Here is a 15,816-nt window from a genome sequence, read left to right on the forward strand (position 1 = left end):
ATCCCCGTCGTCATCGGTCTCGCCAGCCGGCTCACCGTCTTCGCCTGATCGACCACTCACGAACGAAGAGAAGGAAGGAACAAGGCTGCTGTCCCGGCTCGCCGACGGCCTGGACGGGCCGCTGGCCCGTCGCCGCGGCACGGCGGGCAGTGGAGCGGGTGGCTTCCTCGACATCAGTGCCGACTTCCTCGTCTACGGAGCGTTCGTCGTCGGCGTCGCCGTCGCCGTCGGCAGTCCGGCACTGCCGTTCCTGCTCGTCCTGCTCGCCTACTACGTCAACGGCACTGTCTTCCTGGCCTTCTCCTCCATCGCCGAACGCACCGGGCGCCGCGGTGACGGCCGTCTGTCAGGAGGCCGGTCGCTGAACTTTCTGGGCGGCCTGGCCGAAGGCGGCGAGACCATCGCCGTGCACACACTGTGGTGCCTGCTGCCCGGCTTCGCCCACACCATCGCCTGGGTCTGGGCCGCGGTGGTCGCTGTCACCGCGGCCCACCGCGTCGTCACCGGCTATCGGCAGCTGCGCTGACCTCCGCACCACGGGAGCGGAGCAGACGTGCGGCCCACCAGCCGCCCGCGCTCAGCACGAGCAGAGCGCCCAGCGCTATCCACAGCCCCGGAGAGCCGGGGTCGCCCAGGGAGCCGCCGAGCCCGGTGTAGACAAGGGTGCCCGGGATGATGCCCAGGGCTGTGGCGGTGACGTAGGAGGAGAAGCGGACACCGGCCACTCCGGCCCCGTAGTTGATCACGGAGAAGGGGAACAGCGGCACCAGCCGCACCAGGAGGACGGCCACGAAGCCCCGGCGTGTCAGGAAGGCGTCCAGCCGGGCCAGCCGCCCCGAGCCCGCGTACCGGGCGACCACCGGACGCCCCAGCCAGCGCGCCAGTCCGAAGGAGAGGGCCGCCCCCGCCGTCGCGCCCACGAGCACCGCGCCGGCCCCCACCGCAAGCCCGAACAGCGCACCGGCGGAGGCGGTGAGCACAGAGCCGGGCAGCAGAGCCGTCACAGCCAGGGCGTAGACGACCGCGAAGACGACCGGCCCCCACACTCCGAGCGAGTCAACCCACTGGCGCACGTCCCGCAACAGGTCTCCGCCCCCCAGCGCCACCCAGGAGCCGAGCGCCAGGAGCAGAGCCACGAGGAAAGCCAGCCGTATCCACGCCGCACGCGCCGGCCGCCGCCTCTCCTCGTCCGGGTCCGTGGAGGGCGGCGGGAGCTCGGTCGCGGAGGAGCTGGCTGCCGGGCGGTTCATGTCGTCTCCTGTGACTGCTGTTCGATCGGAAGTTCGGCCACGACGCGACGCAGTGGCAGTTCCAGACGCCGCCCCGGGGTCGCCCATCTCGCGAGGGAGCGCTTCGCGGCCTGAGCCCGGTGGGTGGTGAGGCCGGGCAGGTAGAGGGCATCTGCCAGCAGGGCCGCCGCGCCGGCCGAGTCGATGGCGAGGGTGAAGACGTGTCGCTCGTCGCGGCGGACGCGGAACCCCGCTGTGCGCAGCAGTGCGGGAAGTCCGTCGCGGGCCTGCGGGTTGGGCCACGGCTGCCGCACGGCGCGCAGGGCCGCCATCACCCGGACCCAGCCGAGCATGCCCGACGGGGAGAGCCCGGACTGGGAGGGCACCAGCGCCGCGAGCACTCCTCCGGGCCGCAGGACACGCCGGATCTCCCCCAGCGTCTGCGGCAGGGGCGTGACCACCGGCAGGCACATGGCCGCGCAGACCGCCCCGACGCTCGCCGAAGCAGCCGGGAGCGCGTCCGCTGCGGCCCGCAGCAGCGGCCCGCGACCCTGCCGGGCCGCCTCGGCGAGTTCCGCGGCCGAAAGGTCGACCCCGACCCAGTCGGCGTCCGGCAACTCCTGTCGGGTGGGTGCCGAACCGCAGGCCAGGTCGAGGACCGTGCCCTCGACAGCCCGCAGCGGTTCGGCCAGCCAGGCGTAGGGGGAGGTGTCGGCCAGGGAGAACAGTTGCTCGGTGATGCCGGCGTGCTCCTGGTGGTATGCGGTGATGAAGCGCCGCCAGTCCGGTTCGTCCATCCAGCCCTCGCCCCTCCTGTGGCTCATGGAGGCGGCTCGCGCCCCTGTGCTTCCCTCGGGAACCCTGCCGGGCTGGTCACGCATTCCGTTTCGGACACGCCGCAGGCGCGCGGATGAAGCGGGAGGGCCATCGCGACCGTGATCGTGGAGGCGGGGAAGGGAAGGAACCGGCTGCGTCAACGGGTTCCCTTGCCGTCCCACGCCCGCGCGCCGGCCATCCCACGACGGCGCACCGACAGAGAGTTCCGCGCCATGAAGAGGTACGACCTGGTGGTCATCGGCGGCGGCAGTGCCGGTCTGACCGCGGCCCGCACCGCCGGACGCCTCGGCGCCCGCACGCTGCTCGTCGAACGCGACCGGCTGGGCGGCGACTGCCTGTGGACGGGGTGCGTACCGAGCAAGGCGCTCCTCCACGTGGCCGCCGACGTCCAGGCCGCCCGCCGCGCCACTGCCTACGGTCTCCCGCCGGTGAGCGGTCCGGCCGACCTCACGGCGGCCCTGGCGGAGGTGAAGCGGGCGATCGGTGCGATCGAACCGCACGACTCAGCTGAGGCACTCGCCCCGTACGGAGTCGACGTCACCCACGGCGCGGCGTCCTTCACCGGCCCGGGAACCCTGACCGCAGGCGAGCGAGAGGTCTCCTTCCGGTACGCGCTAATCGCCACGGGCTCCTCGCCGGCCCTGGTGCCGATCCCCGGCCTGGTCGAGAGCGGGCCGTTGACCAGCGACACCGTCTGGGAGCTGTCCGAACTCCCGCACCGCCTGGTGGTACTCGGCGGCGGGCCGATCGGGTGCGAGCTGGGGCAGGCGTTCGCCCGGCTCGGCTCGCAGGTCACCCTCGTGGAGGCGATGGACCGCCTGGTGCCCCGTGAGGAGCCCCGGGCCTCACAGGTGCTGCGGGAGCGGCTGGAGGCCGAGGGCGTCACCGTACTGACCGACTACCGCGCCGAGAGAGTCGATGCCGACACCGTTCACGGGCCCGGTGGTCCTCTCCCCTACGACGCCCTGCTGGCCGTCACGGGGCGCCGTTCCAACACGCACGGGCTCGGCCTGGAGGCGGCCGGCGTGCAACTCACCGACGCCGGTCATATCCGCACCGACGGTCGGCTGCGCACCACCAACCACCGGATCTACGGCGCCGGAGACGTGACCGGCCTCTCGGCCTTCACCCACCTGGGCGGCACGCAGGGCGGAGCAGCCGCCGTCGACGCTCTGCTGGGCGTGCGCCGCCCCATCGACTACCAGGCGGTGCCCTGGGTGACGTACACCGATCCCGAGATCGCCCGCGTCGGCCTGACCGCGGACGAGGCGCGGGAGAAATACGGCGACGACACACGCGTCCACACCTTGGACAACGACCGGGTCGACCGGGCGGTCGCCGACGGCCGCACCGAGGGCTTCACCACCCTGGTGCTGGGCCCGCGCGGCAAGATCGTCGGAGCCACAGTCGTGTCACCGAGGGCCGGCGAGACCATCGCCCACCTCGCGGCGGCGGTGCGCCTGGGCTGGACGCCCTCCGACTACGCCCGCACCGTGCACCCCTATCCCACCTACGCCGACGGGCCCTGGCACACGGCGCTGGCCGACGTCTACGCCCGTCTGGCCCGGGGCAGCGGCCCCATCGGCGCGCTGCTGAAACTCCGCAGAGGGGTGATCCGGTGATCCTGCGTCTCGTCCTGGGCCTGCTCCTCGCGGCGATGGCGCTCGGCCAGGCCGCTTCGTTCGACGCGATGCCCGCCATCCTGACTGCCTACGGCCTGACATCCGGTGCGGCCTCGACCGCCCTGGCCGTGGCGTTGATCAGCGCCGAGGCCGTAACGGCTGTTTGGTTCCTTGCCCGGCCCCGCTCCCGCGCCACCACGCCCGTCTGGCTGTACACCGGCGTGGCGGTGGTGTGGGCGGTGCTGGCCTCTCAGGCGTTCGCCCGGGGACTCGTCCTCGACAACTGCGGCTGCTTCGGCACCTACTTCGCCCAGCCGCTGCGCTGGTACGTCCTCGTCGAGGACGCCCTGATGCTGCTGTACGCCGGGCTGCTGTGGCGCGGCCTGCACCGGGCCCGGCTCACCTCGTCGCCCGCCACAGCTCGAACCCCGCAGGAGAACCACTGATGCGGATCACCGCGACACTGCGCGCCCTCGAACGTGCCACCCGCCCCTACGACACCGAGTTCGCCGCGGCGATGGAGCGTCGCTGGACGGAGCTCCCCGACGCGTCCCGGACCCCCGGCCAGATCCTCGGCCGGCACGGTGTCGGCTGCGAGGGCACCCACGGCGTCTTCCCCAAGTGCAACCTCAAGTGCACCCCCTGCTACCACTCCAGAGACGCCAACCAGGTCCGCGTCGACGGCCCCCACACCCACGAACAGATCACCGCCCAGATGCGCCTGCTGCGCGAACTGCGCGGCCCACGCGCCCACACCCAGCTCATCGGCGGCGAGGTCAGCCTGCTCACCCCCGACGACCACGCCGCCGCCCTCGCCATCATGCGGGACCACGGCCGGGAACCGATGAGCTTCACCCATGGCGACTTCGACGACGACTACCTCACCCGCCTCGCACTCGGACCGGACGACACGCGGCGCTTCGGGCGGCTGTCCTTCGCCGCGCACTTCGACAAGTTCATGTACGGCCGGCGCGGCATCGAACGCCCGCCGAACGAACAGTCGCTCAACCCCTACCGCGCCCGATTCTCCGCCATGTTCCGCCGCCTCCGGCGCGAGCACGGAGTGCGGTCCTTCCTCGCCCACAACATGACCGTCACCCCGGGCAACCTCGACGAGATCGCCGAAGTGATCCGCGACTGCCACGCCATGGGCTACGGCATGTTCTCCTTCCAGCCCGCCGCCTTCCTCGGCGACGACCGCCGCTGGAAGGAGAAGTTCCGCGAGGCGACCCCGGACGCGGTATGGGCGGAGATCGAGCGCGGCGCCGGAACCCGCCTGGACTACCGCGTCCTCGAGAACGGCGACGTGCGCTGCAACCGCACCGCCTACGGCTTCTACGCCGGCGCCCGCTGGTATCCGTTCCTCGACGGCGACGACCCCCGCGACCTCGCCGTCCGCGACGCGTTCTTCCGCTACTTCGGGAAGATGACCTTCACCGGCACCCCGCCCGCCCTCCTCGCGGCAAGGATCACGCGTGTGGTGGCCCGGCACCCGTCCACTGCGGTGACCGCGTTTCGCTGGCTGGCCCGCACCATCCGCCGCGTCGGACTGCTGCGGCTGGTCCGCCACCGGATGCGGGTGCGCCCGGTCACCTTCGTCATGCACCAGTTCATGGACGCCGACGTCGTCGCCCCGGCCTGGGAGATGATGCAGCGCGGCGAACAGGCCGAAGAGCCCCGGCTGCGCGAGACCCAGGAGCGGCTGGCCGCCTGCCACTACGCCATGGCCCACCCCGAGAACGGAACCCTCGTCCCCGCCTGCGTACAGCACGCCGTCCTTGACCCCGCCGAGAACGCCGCTCTGCGCACCCTGCTGCCGATCGTCGAGGTCCGCACCCCCACACGCCGCTCGCCCGGCACATCTGGCACGTCCGACAGGTAACCGAAGAACCGAAGGAGAAGCAGTCCATGCGCATAGGTGTCATCACCGGCTCCGGCAGCTACGACTGGCCCCACCTGGAGGGTGCGGCCGAGCGGACCGTCGTCACCGAACACGGCGCGGTCACCGTCACCGAGGGGCGCCTCGGGGGCGCGGAGATCGTGCAGCTGTCCCGGCACGGCACCGGCCACCACCGCCTGTCCAGCCAGGTCGACCACAAGGCGAACCTCGCCGCTCTGCTGGCCGTCGAGGCGGAGGCCGTGGTGTCCTTCACCGTCTGCGGTTCCCTCGAACCGGACGTGCGGCCGGGCTCGCTGGTGGTCTTCGACGACCTGTACTTCCCCGCCAACCGGCTGCCCGACGGCACCCCCTGCACCTGGTACGACACCCCCGGCGGGGCCGGACGCGGCCACTGGATCTTCGACCGGCCCTTCAGCGAGCCCCTGCGCCAGGCGCTGATCACCGCCGCCGACCAGACCGGGGTACCCGTCGCCACACAGGGCGTGTACGGGCACGTCGACGGCCCCCGCTTCAACACGCGCCCCGAGGTAGCCGCCCTGGCCGCGGCCGGGGTCAGTGCCATCAGCCAGACCGCAGGCCCGGAGGTCGTCCTGGCCGGTGAGGCCGAACTGCCCATGGTCCTGGTCGGTTTCGTCACCGACTACGCCAATGGCGTCGCCCCCGAACCGGAACCGGTACAGGCACTGCTGGACCGCATGGCGGCCAGCAAGGACGTCTTCGCCAAGCTGGCCGAGCACGCCCTGCCTTCCCTGAGCGCCGTGAGCGGGGCCGGTTTCGTCTACCGGTTCCACACGTGAACGCCGTCGTCCACGGGGGCGCCCCCGGGATCCTGGTCATGGCCAAGGCGCCCCGGCCCGGCACAGTCAAGACTCGGCTGCATCCCCTGCTGGGCCCGCAGCGCTGCGCGAAACTCCAGGCCGAACTCATCCGCCACACCATGGCCGTCACCACCGCCCACACCCCGAGCGCCTACCTCGCCTACGCGCCGAACGACGGCAAGGACGCCATCAGCACGGCGGTGCCAGCTGGTGTTCGCTTGCTGCGCCAGCGCGGTGAAGACCTCGGACAGCGCCTCGCCGCAGCCGTCACCGACGCCTTCACCGACGGCGCGGGACCCCTGCTGGTCATCGGCACCGACGCGCCGACCCTCACCGCCGACCATCTGGGCGCCGCCTTCACCGCCCTGGAACACCATGACGTGACGCTGGGCCCTGCACTCGACGGCGGCTACTACCTGATCGGCCTTCGAGCACCCCACACCTCGCTCTTCGCCCTCGCCCCGGATGTCTGGAGCACGGACCGGGTACTCGCGGCGACCCGCGCCCTCGCCGACGGCGAAGGACTGAGCACGGGAATGCTGCGTCCACTGCGGGACCTGGACACCCCCGAGGACGCCGCCGCTCTCCTGACGGATCCAGCGCTGCCCACGCCGATCGCAGCCCTGCTCCAGCCCAAGGAGAAGCCATGACACAGGTGTCGATCATCGTCCCGGTCCTGAACGAAGAATCCACGATCCACAGTGCGGTGAGCCGCCTGTGCCGGGACTTCCCCGACTGCGAGCTGATCGTCGTGGACGGCGGTTCCACCGACGCCACCGCCGAACTCGCCGCTCTCCACGCCATCGTGATCGGCAGTGAGCGCGGCCGGGCCAAGCAGATGAACGAGGGCGCCCGGCACGCGTCCGGCGGCATCCTGTGGTTCATCCACGCCGACACCGCCATCGAGCCCGAAGCCCTGGGCCAGATCCGGTCCGTGCTCGCCGACCCGGCCGTGGTCGCAGGCGGGCTCACCCTCCGCTTCGACCGCCGGACACCCGCCCTGAACTACCTCGCGTGGACGTCGAACGCCCGCGCGCGGCGCCTCCACCACATCTTCGGCGACCAGGCCATGTTCATCCGCCGCACCGCCTTCGACGAACTCGGAGGCTTCCCCGACCTGGCCATCATGGAAGACCTGGAGATGTCACGGCGCCTGCACCGCCGCGGCCCGCTGCGCCTGCTGCCCGCCACCTCGACAGCCTCCTCACGCCGCCTGACCGCCCACGGAACCTGGCGCATGATCGCCTTCATGCAGTACCTGAAGCTGCTGTACTTCGCCGGCGCAGACCCCGAAGCCATCCGCGCCCGCTACACCGCCGGTCCCCGCCTCTTCCCGAAGAGAAACCCGGCCGTGCCACCACGCACCAGCCGTCCCTGAACCTCCCTCTCCTCCGCACGACTCCCTTACGACCTCTACGACTTCTTGGAGACAAACCTCATGCGCATCGCAGTCTGCGGAGGGCCCTACGGAAACCCCTACGCCCTCCAGGCATTCGTCGACGACGCCCGCGCCCGGGGCGCAGAACGGCTGTTCTGCCTGGGCGACCTGGGCGGCTTCGGCGCCGACGTCAACGCTCTGTGGCCCATCCTCACCGACAACACCGTCGAGTGCGTCGCCGGAAACTACGACGTGGCCATCGCCGGTGGCGACACCGACTGCGGCTGCGGCTACCGCGACCCGAAGGACAACGAGTACGCCCAACTCATCTACGACCACACCCTCGCCACCACCAGCCGCAACTTCGCCGCCTGGATGGGCACCCTGCCCACCGAACGCCGGGAAACTATCGACGGCGTCGATGTCCACATGGTCCACGGCTCCACGCTGGCGCTGAACGACTTCTGGTGGGAATCGCTCCCCGAGGAGCAGCACCGCCTGCGCACCGAGGCGTCCGGCGCCGGCGTCGTCCTGTGCACCCACAGCGGCCTGCCCTGGCAGCGGCGCATCGGCGACACCCTCGCCGTCAACGTCGGCGTGCTCGGCAAACCCGCCAACGACGGGCGCCGCGAGGTCTGGTACGCGGTCCTCGACCTCTCCGACGGGCACGTCGCCGCCGAGCTGATCCCCCTTGCGTACGACTGGCAGGCGCAAGCCGCCTCGATGCGCGCCGCGGGACTGCCTGAGATCTTCGCCGAGACCATCGAGACCGGTTGGTGGACCACCTGCCTGGAAATCCTGCCGCCACGCGAGCGCTCCCTGGGCCGCTACCACCTCTACCGCTCCACCCTGTCCTCCGGCTTCCGCCCCGCGAACGACGGCTGGGGAGAGACCACGCCCCAGGCCCTTCGGAGCGACCGGCCGGTGGTCCCGCTGTTCGGCACCCCCTACTTCCCCTCCCGGCTGTGGATCTATACCAACTTCCACTGCAACCTGGCCTGCGACTACTGCGCGGTCGCCTCCTCCCCGAAAGCACTCGCCCGCACTCTGCCCACCGATACCTTCCGCGCCCTGGTCGACGAAGCCGTACAGGCCGGGTTCACCGAGCTGTATCTCACGGGCGGTGAGCCCTTCCTGCACCCTGACATCGTCAGCCTCGTCGACTACGCCTCCGCCGAGCTGCCCACCGTCGTGATGACCAACGCGATGCTGCTGCGCGGCCGCCGCGCCGACGGCCTCGCGGACCTGGCCGACCGCAAACTCACCGTCCAGACCTCTCTGGACGGCGCCACCGCCGCCACCCACGACCTGCACCGCGGCCCCGGCTCCTGGCAGCGCACCCTCGACGGCATCCGCCGCCTGATCGGCCTCGGCCTGCCCCCGCGCGTCGCCCTCACCGAGACCCCGGAAAACACGCACGAGGTCCCCGCGGTCGCCGAGCTGCTGGCCGGACTCGGCCTGCCCGACGACCACTTCGCCGTACGCCCTCTGCTGCGGCGCGGCCTCTCCGACACCGGCGTCGAGATCGGCGAGGACTCCAGCATTCCGGAGCTGACCGTCACCGCGGACGGCTTGCACTGGCACCCGGCTGGAGCCGACCTCACCACCAGCCCTGACCTGCACCTCGCACCCGCCGACACCCCCCTCACCACGGGCCAACAGCTCGTCACTGAACGGTTCTTCACCGCCCGCCTCACCGACGGCACTCTGCCCCGCCCCGTCCACTGCGCCATCTGACCTCTCCGGAAGTAAGTCCACCATGGAGCAACACGTCGCGAACCTCGGCGCCGGACAAGCCTTGGACGACCGGTTGCGGCGCTGGTTCGGCCATTGTGGGCATCTTCTCTGGTCCGCCCGATGAGCGAACGACGCCATCGTCGGCGAAGAACAGTGTCCGTTGCGGTGAGACTCTCGGCGTTCTCTCACACAACGCTCACAGTGCTGCCAGGCGGCCCGGTTAGCGTGCGGCGCATGTTCTTCACCTATCTGCGCCGTGAGCTGCGCCGCCGGAGAAAGTCGGCGCTCGTCGTCGCTTCCGGACTGGCTCTCGGTATTGCTCTTGTCATCGTGGTCAACGCAGTCTCCACCGGCATGGGGAGGGCCCAGGAACAGGTCCTGGAATCCCTCTACGGGCTCGGTACCGACATGACCGTCACCAAGGCCCCGGAGCCGCCGTCGGAGACCGGTGGCGAGCGGCCGCGGTTCCGCTTCGACGCAGGTGGCGACGGGGAGGATGGTGAGCGGCAGAGCAGTGACCGGGTCATGGTGCAGGGCCTGCAGACTCTGGACGCCGCTACGGTCTCGTCCGTCGCGAAGGCGGACGGTGTGGCGGACGCCGTGGGCGGGCTCAGCCTCAATGTGGTGAAGGTCGACGGTGAGTTCAGCCGCGGCCAGTTCCAGCAGCGGCCGGGCGCTGGGCGGGGCGGCGGCTCGGATGGTGAGGTGACGGGCGGCGGTGCCGACTTCTCCATCGACAGTTTCACCGTGTACGGCACCGACGTCGCGCATCCGGGGATGGGCCCGCTGACCTCCTCGGAGATCATCGACGGGCGCGGCTTCGAAACGTCGGAGACGTCGGAAAAGGTGGCTGTGGTGGACAGCGCCTACGCCCAGGAGAAGAAGCTCACCACAGGTGACACGGTGACGGTGAGCGACACGAAGTTCGAGATCGTCGGCGTGGCCACCGCGACCAGCGGGGAGGCCGCCGCCAACGTCTACCTGCCGCTCGCCCAGGCGCAGGCCCTGGCCGATGCCAAGGACAAGATCACCACCGTCTACGTGCAGGCCAATGACACCCAGCAGCTCGGTGCGGTGGAGTCCGCGGTTCTCAAGGCGGTTCCGGACGCCACTGTGACCACGTCCGAGGATCTGGCGGACACCGTCTCGGGGTCCTTGTCCACCGCGTCCGGCCTCGCCGAGACGGTGGGCCGCTGGCTGTCCGTGGTGGTCCTGGCGGCGGCGTTCCTGGTCGCCGGCCTGCTCACCTCGTCCGCCGTCGCCCGGCGTGTGAGGGAGTTCGGCACCCTCAAGGCACTGGGGTGGCGCTCGCGCCGGGTCACCGGGCAGGTCGTCGGTGAGGCCGTCGTGACGGGCCTGGTCGGTGGCGCCATGGGCATCGGGCTGGGCCTGGCCGGTGCGTGGGCGGTCACCGCCTTCGGGCCCTCGCTCTCAGCTGAGCTGGGCGCTTCCGGCGGCGGCAGGCGCGGCCCAGGGGGCGGTGGCCCAGGCGGCGCCGCACAGGAGACCGCCGCGCGGACGCTGGATGTGGTCCTCTCCGCACCGGTCAGCCTCTCCGTGATCGTCCTGGCCGTCGGCCTCGCTGTTGCGGGCGGCCTCGTCGCCGGGGCCTTCGGCGGGTGGCGTGCCTCCCGGCTCCGCCCCGCCGACGCCCTCTCCCGCGTCGCCTGACCCGTTCTCGTCCCTCTCCGCAGGAGCAACCACACCATGTACGAACTCACCGGCGTCACCCGGCGCTACACCCGCGGCAAGGGCGTCGTCAACGCGCTCGCCGGAGTGGACCTCACCATCACCGCAGGCGACTACCTGGTCATCAAGGGCCCCACCGGAGGCGGCAAATCGACCCTCCTTCAGATGCTCGGCGGCCTGGACCGGCCGACCTCCGGCAGTGTGCTGCTCGACGGTGTCGACCTGGCGAAGCTGCCCGAGGCCCGTCTGACCCGCCTGCGCAGCGAGAAGATCGGCTTCGTCTTCCAGAGCTTCAACCTCATCCCCACCCTCACCGCCCAGGAGAACGTCGAGGCAGCCCTCGTACCGCTGGGCGTCAAGGCGAAGGAGCGGCGCGAACAGGCCGCCGGGGCCCTCACTTCGGTGGGGCTGGGAGAGCGGCTGGGTCACGTGCCGGGCGAGCTGTCCGGCGGCCAGCAGCAGCGGGTGGCCATCGCCCGGGCCCTGGTCAAGAAGCCGCAGGTTCTGCTCGCGGACGAGCCCACGGGCAACCTCGACGAGTCCACCCGCGACGAGATCATGGACGTCCTGCAGACCCGCTGCAAGGAGGATGGACTCACCTTCATCATGGTCACGCACGACTCCCACCTGGCCAAGCACGCCCCGCGAGCGGTCACGCTCCGCAAGGGCGCCCTGTCCTCGTCCTGACCCGACCCCGCTCTGCTCCCGCACCGGGCCCGGCGCGCCCCCATGCCGACGGCACGCCGGACCCGGTGCGGGATAGCCTCCTGGCGAGGGCGGCGGATGCCGGGGCCTTGTGAGAGAACGGATCTTAGTGCTGACATGACCGAGCGGACCGAAAAGAAGCGGCAGCACCGGCTTCTCGTAGTCGAGGACGAACCCAGCATCCGCACGCTGCTCGAATCGACGCTGAGTCTCACCGGCTACCACGTGCGGAGCACCGGCACGGGGGCCGCCGCACTGGCCGAGGCCGCGCGCTTGCAGCCCGACCTGATCCTGCTGGACATCATGCTGCCCGACCTTGACGGCTACGAGGTGACGCGCCGGCTGCGCGCGGCCGGCAACCTGGTGCCCGTTCTGCTCCTCACCGCCCGCACCGGCGTGGACGACCGCATCCAGGGGCTGAGCCTGGGCGCCGACGACTATGTCTCCAAGCCCTTCAACATCGAGGAGGTGCTCCTCCGCATCCAGGCCATCCTGCGGCGAACCCTGGGTTCAGACGCCCTGCTGCCGGACACCATCGTGCGCTGCGCCGACCTCGAACTCGACGAGAGGGCACACGAGGTACACCGGGCCGACCAGTACGTACAGCTCTCGCCGACCGAGTTCAAGCTGCTGTCCTACCTCATGGACAACGCCGGCCGGGTCGTGAGCAAAGCCCAGATCCTCGACCATGTGTGGCATTACGACTTCGCGGGCGACACCCGCGTGGTCGAGACCTACATCAAGTACCTGCGGAAAAAGATCGACCGCTTCGACCCACCGCTCATCCACACCGTCCGCGGTGTGGGCTACAGCCTGCGGGTACCGCGCACCACCCACGGGACAGCAGAGCTTTGACCGGCCTCCGCGCCCCCCGCTCGCTGCGCCGGCGTCTCGTCCTCGGAGTCACCGTACTGGCCACTCTGGCCGTGCTGGCCGCCGAGCTCATCGGCTTCCTCGTCCTGCGGTCCTGGCTCCTCGACGGCGTCGACCAAAGGCTCGCCGACTTCCGGCCCACGCCCGCCTCCGCCTTCCTCGACACACGCCGCCCCCACCGGCCGGAACCCGAGGCGCTGCCCTCGGACTTCCGCGTCTACTTCTACGACGCCAGCGGCAACCGCCTGCCCGAGAAACTTGGCACGGACGACAAGCCCGGCCCCCAGCTCCCCGACAGCATCGACCGCCTGCCCACCGAAGGCAGCCCGACCTCGGTGGCGGCCGACACCGGAGACGGAAACTGGCGCGTCCTGCGCCGGGACGGACCACGCGACCTGACCGCCGTCATCGCCCTGCCGCTCGACACCGTGGACGGAGCCACGTCCAAGATCCTCTGGCTCAACGGCCTGCTGCTCATCATCACCGTGGTGACCGTGTGGGTGCTGGGCCGTGAAGTGGTCCGGCTCAGCCTGCTCCCGCTGACCCGGATGGAGCGCACCGCCGAAGCCATCACCGCCGGACAGCTCGACCTGCGGCTGCCGGACACCGACCCGCGCACCGAGATCGGACGGCTCGGCACCGTACTGAACACCATGCTCGACCGACTCCAGCAGGCCCTGCACGAGCGCGAGACCTCCGAGACACGGCTGCGCCGCTTCGTAGCCGACGCCGGACACGAACTGCGCACCCCTCTGACCGCCATCCAAGGATTCGGCCAGCTTGCACTGCGCTCCGACCGCCGCACCACGAAGGAACGGCAGGAAGCCGACCGGCACATCGTCCAGAACGCCGAACGGATGAGCCTGCTCGTCGACGACCTCCAGCTACTCGCCCAACTGGACCGGCACCCCGACTACCAGCAAGAACACGTGGACCTGCTGTCCCTGGCAGCAGACGCGGTGAGCGCAGCAGCCCTGCAGCGACCGGACCACGCCGTGAGCCTGTCCCCCCTACGTGAGCGCACCGCCGACGCCGGGGAGGGGGAACTGGATGTGGTGGAAGTCGTGGGAGACCTCCATCGCCTGCGGCAGATCGTTGAGAACCTGCTGTCGAACGCCCACACCCACACCCCACCCGGCACCCGGATCCGGGTCCGCGTGGGGGCGGGCCGGGCCGGTGCCCGCACCGGTGGCGCAGATGTGCCGGGACGCGTCAGCATGGCACCGCCCTTTCCGGCCGGAACTCGAGTCGCCGTCATCGAGGTCGAGGACGACGGCCCGGGGCTGACGGCCACCGACGCGGCACGCGTGTTCGAGCGCTTCTACCGGGCGGATCCCGCACGCACCCGGACACGAGGCGGCTCCGGACTGGGCCTGGCCATTGCCACCGCCATCGCCGAAGGCCACGGCGGCCGACTCGAACTCGACCCGAGCCACGGCCTCGGCGCCACCTTCCGCCTTGTCCTGCCACTCCCCCTGCGAGCTGATCGTGCCGCCTGAGTAGTGCGACCGACCGCAGACCGCTCCTGCCGGAGCTGAAAATCTGCCGAGCAGGCCCCGCAGCGACTCCCGCATGGCGGCCACGAGCTACTCGTTCGCCACCTGCTCCCGGCTCAACACCTCGGCGGGCGCGCCCAAAGCCGGTGAATCGACCGCCTAAGAGGGCGTTAAGTCCCGTTCCTGATGGTGTGGTGTCGCCCGTTCGTGGGTGATGGGACGGTTCTGTCCTCACGTCATGTCGTGTGCATGATGGGGTCGCGGGCATGGAACGGATGCCGTACGCAACCGACTTGTCCGACGGGCAGTGGGCGTTGATCGAGCCGCTGGTCACCGCGTGGAAGCAGGAGCGGGTGGCGCGGTCGGCGACCGGGGATCCGGGCTCCTGCGACCTGCGCGAGGTCGTGAACGCGCTGCTCTACCAGAACCGGACGGGCTGTCAGTGGCGGCTCCTGCCGCACGACCTCCCGGCCTGGTCGGCGGTGTTCTACTACTTCACCCTTTGGCGCCAGGACAGCCTTGACCAACGGATTCAGGAGATCCTGCGCTGCCAGGTGCGGGAGCGGGCCAGACGATTAGAGGACCCGTCCCTGGTGATCATCGACACCCAGTCCGTCCGCGTGGCGGCCGGGGTGCCGAAGGAGACGACGGGACTGGACGTGAACAAGAAGACGCCCGGCAGGAAGCGGGGACTCGCCGTCGACGTGCTGGGCCTGATCATCGGCGTGGTGATCCTCGCTGCGAGCGCGCACGACAACGAGGCTGGCATCGCCCTGCTGGACCAGGCGACCGAACGATGCGGGATGCGCCTGGAGAAGGTCCTGGTCGACCAGGGCTTCAAAGATGCCATGGTCATCCACGGGGCGGTGAAGGACATCACCGTTGATGTGGTCCGCCGCAACCCCGACGACCATGGCAAGGGCTTCGTCCCGCAACCGAAACGGTGGGTGGTCGAGCAGGTCAACGGCACCCTCATGCTGCACCGGCGCCTCGCCCGCGACTACGACCACCGGCCCGACAACGCGGCCTCCCGCGTCTACTGGGCCTCCACCGCCGGCATGCTCCGCCGCCTCACCACCCCTGCCCCCACCTGGCGGGACGACGTGGAGCTGGCCGCGTGAACGTCAGCGAACTCCTGCGGCTGCTGCAGACCGAGCACGATGAGACCTCCGCACGAGCCGACAGCCTGCATGAGCAGATCGAGCGGCTCACCACCGTCCTCGCCGAGACCGAAGCCCGGCTGGCCGAGCTCGCCGCCACCCGCAAGGTCATCGACGGCCTCACCCCTCCCGACCACGCAACGGCCCCCGCGGAGACCACCACCGCCACCGTCTACCAGCGCATCGTGACCACGTTCAACGAGCACCCCGGGAAGGTGTTCCGCGTCCGCGATCTGCACGAGCACCTCAGCCTGCCCACCGACGAGCCCTCGATCAACGTCACCCGCTCCCGCCTGGGACGACTCGTCCGCCAGGGGCTCCTCGAACAACCCGGACGCGGCCGCTACCAGAAACGGACTTAACGTCCTCTCA

The 15,816-nt window shown here is 70.7% G+C and carries 16 protein-coding genes; 14 read left to right on the forward strand and 2 right to left on the reverse strand.

Translation table 11 applies throughout. From position 1 onward, the window contains the following. Positions 1–526, forward strand: a 526-nt coding sequence (locus ABZ863_RS33720) for a hypothetical protein (RefSeq protein ID WP_358543663.1), incomplete at its 5' end; no start/stop codon positions are given. On the opposite strand, the gene ABZ863_RS33725 is transcribed toward ABZ863_RS33720, so the two are convergent. Together ABZ863_RS33725 and ABZ863_RS33730 are read right to left on the reverse strand one after the other, a co-directional pair. Next, positions 501–1,250 (reverse strand): TVP38/TMEM64 family protein, encoded by a 750-nt coding sequence (locus ABZ863_RS33725; protein ID WP_023421627.1) that lies wholly within the window; start codon positions 1,248–1,250, stop codon positions 501–503. The genes ABZ863_RS33720 and ABZ863_RS33725 overlap by 26 nt on opposite strands. After that, positions 1,247–2,053: a class I SAM-dependent methyltransferase gene (locus ABZ863_RS33730; protein WP_234025335.1), complete on the reverse strand. Its 807-nt coding sequence runs from the start codon at positions 2,051–2,053 to the stop codon at positions 1,247–1,249. Before ABZ863_RS33730 ends, ABZ863_RS33725 begins: the two co-directional genes overlap by 4 nt. A 225-nt stretch (positions 2,054–2,278) precedes the next feature. Between ABZ863_RS33730 and ABZ863_RS33735 the strand changes: the two genes are divergently transcribed. The 13 genes from ABZ863_RS33735 to ABZ863_RS33795 all read left to right on the forward strand — a co-directional run bounded on the left by ABZ863_RS33735 (position 2,279) and on the right by ABZ863_RS33795 (position 15,806). Further along, positions 2,279–3,688: an FAD-dependent oxidoreductase gene (locus tag ABZ863_RS33735; RefSeq protein WP_164494812.1), complete on the forward strand. Its 1,410-nt coding sequence runs from the start codon at positions 2,279–2,281 to the stop codon at positions 3,686–3,688. Beyond that, entirely contained in the window at positions 3,685–4,134 is a 450-nt protein-coding gene (locus ABZ863_RS33740; RefSeq protein WP_358543665.1) for a MauE/DoxX family redox-associated membrane protein, read from the forward strand. The genes ABZ863_RS33735 and ABZ863_RS33740 overlap by 4 nt, the downstream gene beginning before the upstream one ends. Further along, positions 4,134–5,570, forward strand: a complete 1,437-nt coding sequence (locus tag ABZ863_RS33745; RefSeq protein ID WP_358543668.1) for a hypothetical protein — start codon at positions 4,134–4,136, stop codon at positions 5,568–5,570. The genes ABZ863_RS33740 and ABZ863_RS33745 overlap by 1 nt, the downstream gene beginning before the upstream one ends. Positions 5,571–5,596: 26 nt before the next feature. Beyond that, entirely contained in the window at positions 5,597–6,385 is a 789-nt protein-coding gene (locus tag ABZ863_RS33750) for an MTAP family purine nucleoside phosphorylase (protein ID WP_023416916.1), read from the forward strand. After that, on the forward strand, positions 6,382–7,056 hold the full coding sequence (locus tag ABZ863_RS33755; protein ID WP_023416917.1) for a TIGR04282 family arsenosugar biosynthesis glycosyltransferase: 675 nt from the start codon (positions 6,382–6,384) through the stop codon (positions 7,054–7,056). Before ABZ863_RS33750 ends, ABZ863_RS33755 begins: the two co-directional genes overlap by 4 nt. Continuing rightward, on the forward strand, positions 7,053–7,784 hold the full coding sequence (locus ABZ863_RS33760) for a TIGR04283 family arsenosugar biosynthesis glycosyltransferase (RefSeq protein WP_023421632.1): 732 nt from the start codon (positions 7,053–7,055) through the stop codon (positions 7,782–7,784). The genes ABZ863_RS33755 and ABZ863_RS33760 overlap by 4 nt, the downstream gene beginning before the upstream one ends. 60 nt (positions 7,785–7,844) lie before the next feature. Next, complete coding sequence (locus ABZ863_RS33765) at positions 7,845–9,521, forward strand: radical SAM protein (protein WP_023416919.1); 1,677 nt, start codon at positions 7,845–7,847, stop codon at positions 9,519–9,521. A 234-nt stretch (positions 9,522–9,755) separates the two neighbouring features. Next, positions 9,756–11,192, forward strand: a complete 1,437-nt coding sequence (locus tag ABZ863_RS33770) for an ABC transporter permease (protein ID WP_023421633.1) — start codon at positions 9,756–9,758, stop codon at positions 11,190–11,192. A gap of 36 nt (positions 11,193–11,228) precedes the next feature. Then, positions 11,229–11,897, forward strand: a complete 669-nt coding sequence (locus ABZ863_RS33775; RefSeq protein WP_023416921.1) for an ABC transporter ATP-binding protein — start codon at positions 11,229–11,231, stop codon at positions 11,895–11,897. A 135-nt stretch (positions 11,898–12,032) separates the two neighbouring features. Continuing rightward, the gene (locus ABZ863_RS33780) at positions 12,033–12,770 is read left to right on the forward strand and encodes a response regulator transcription factor (protein ID WP_023416922.1); all 738 of its coding nucleotides are present in this window, start codon (positions 12,033–12,035) and stop codon (positions 12,768–12,770) included. Next, positions 12,767–14,287: an ATP-binding protein gene (locus ABZ863_RS33785; RefSeq protein ID WP_258037204.1), complete on the forward strand. Its 1,521-nt coding sequence runs from the start codon at positions 12,767–12,769 to the stop codon at positions 14,285–14,287. The genes ABZ863_RS33780 and ABZ863_RS33785 overlap by 4 nt, the downstream gene beginning before the upstream one ends. Before the next feature lie 263 nt (positions 14,288–14,550). Then, positions 14,551–15,405, forward strand: a complete 855-nt coding sequence (locus tag ABZ863_RS33790; protein ID WP_128464795.1) for an IS5 family transposase — start codon at positions 14,551–14,553, stop codon at positions 15,403–15,405. Beyond that, positions 15,402–15,806 carry a type IV toxin-antitoxin system AbiEi family antitoxin domain-containing protein gene (locus tag ABZ863_RS33795; RefSeq protein ID WP_033238085.1) on the forward strand — a complete coding sequence of 135 codons (405 nt, stop codon included), beginning with the start codon at positions 15,402–15,404 and terminating at the stop codon, positions 15,804–15,806. Before ABZ863_RS33790 ends, ABZ863_RS33795 begins: the two co-directional genes overlap by 4 nt. The last annotated feature ends 10 nt before the right edge of the window (positions 15,807–15,816 follow it).

Source organism: Saccharomonospora sp. NPDC046836 (genome assembly GCF_040645195.1).
Taxonomy (GTDB): domain Bacteria; phylum Actinomycetota; class Actinomycetes; order Mycobacteriales; family Pseudonocardiaceae; genus Prauserella_A.

Bases quoted from the DNA above. Each gene is read 5' to 3' on its own strand.
- ABZ863_RS33745 (WP_358543668.1), top strand. From the start codon at position 4,134: ATGCGGATCACCGCGACACTGCGCGCCCTCGAACGTGCCACCCGCCCC.
- ABZ863_RS33775 (WP_023416921.1), top strand. From the start codon at position 11,229: ATGTACGAACTCACCGGCGTCACCCGGCGCTACACCCGCGGCAAGGGC.
- ABZ863_RS33780 (WP_023416922.1), top strand. From the start codon at position 12,033: ATGACCGAGCGGACCGAAAAGAAGCGGCAGCACCGGCTTCTCGTAGTC.
- ABZ863_RS33750 (WP_023416916.1), top strand. From the start codon at position 5,597: ATGCGCATAGGTGTCATCACCGGCTCCGGCAGCTACGACTGGCCCCAC.
- ABZ863_RS33730 (WP_234025335.1), bottom strand. From the start codon at position 2,053: ATGAGCCACAGGAGGGGCGAGGGCTGGATGGACGAACCGGACTGGCGG.
- ABZ863_RS33735 (WP_164494812.1), top strand. From the start codon at position 2,279: ATGAAGAGGTACGACCTGGTGGTCATCGGCGGCGGCAGTGCCGGTCTG.
- ABZ863_RS33725 (WP_023421627.1), bottom strand. From the start codon at position 1,250: ATGAACCGCCCGGCAGCCAGCTCCTCCGCGACCGAGCTCCCGCCGCCC.
- ABZ863_RS33770 (WP_023421633.1), top strand. From the start codon at position 9,756: ATGTTCTTCACCTATCTGCGCCGTGAGCTGCGCCGCCGGAGAAAGTCG.
- ABZ863_RS33765 (WP_023416919.1), top strand. From the start codon at position 7,845: ATGCGCATCGCAGTCTGCGGAGGGCCCTACGGAAACCCCTACGCCCTC.
- ABZ863_RS33760 (WP_023421632.1), top strand. From the start codon at position 7,053: ATGACACAGGTGTCGATCATCGTCCCGGTCCTGAACGAAGAATCCACG.
- ABZ863_RS33790 (WP_128464795.1), top strand. From the start codon at position 14,551: ATGGAACGGATGCCGTACGCAACCGACTTGTCCGACGGGCAGTGGGCG.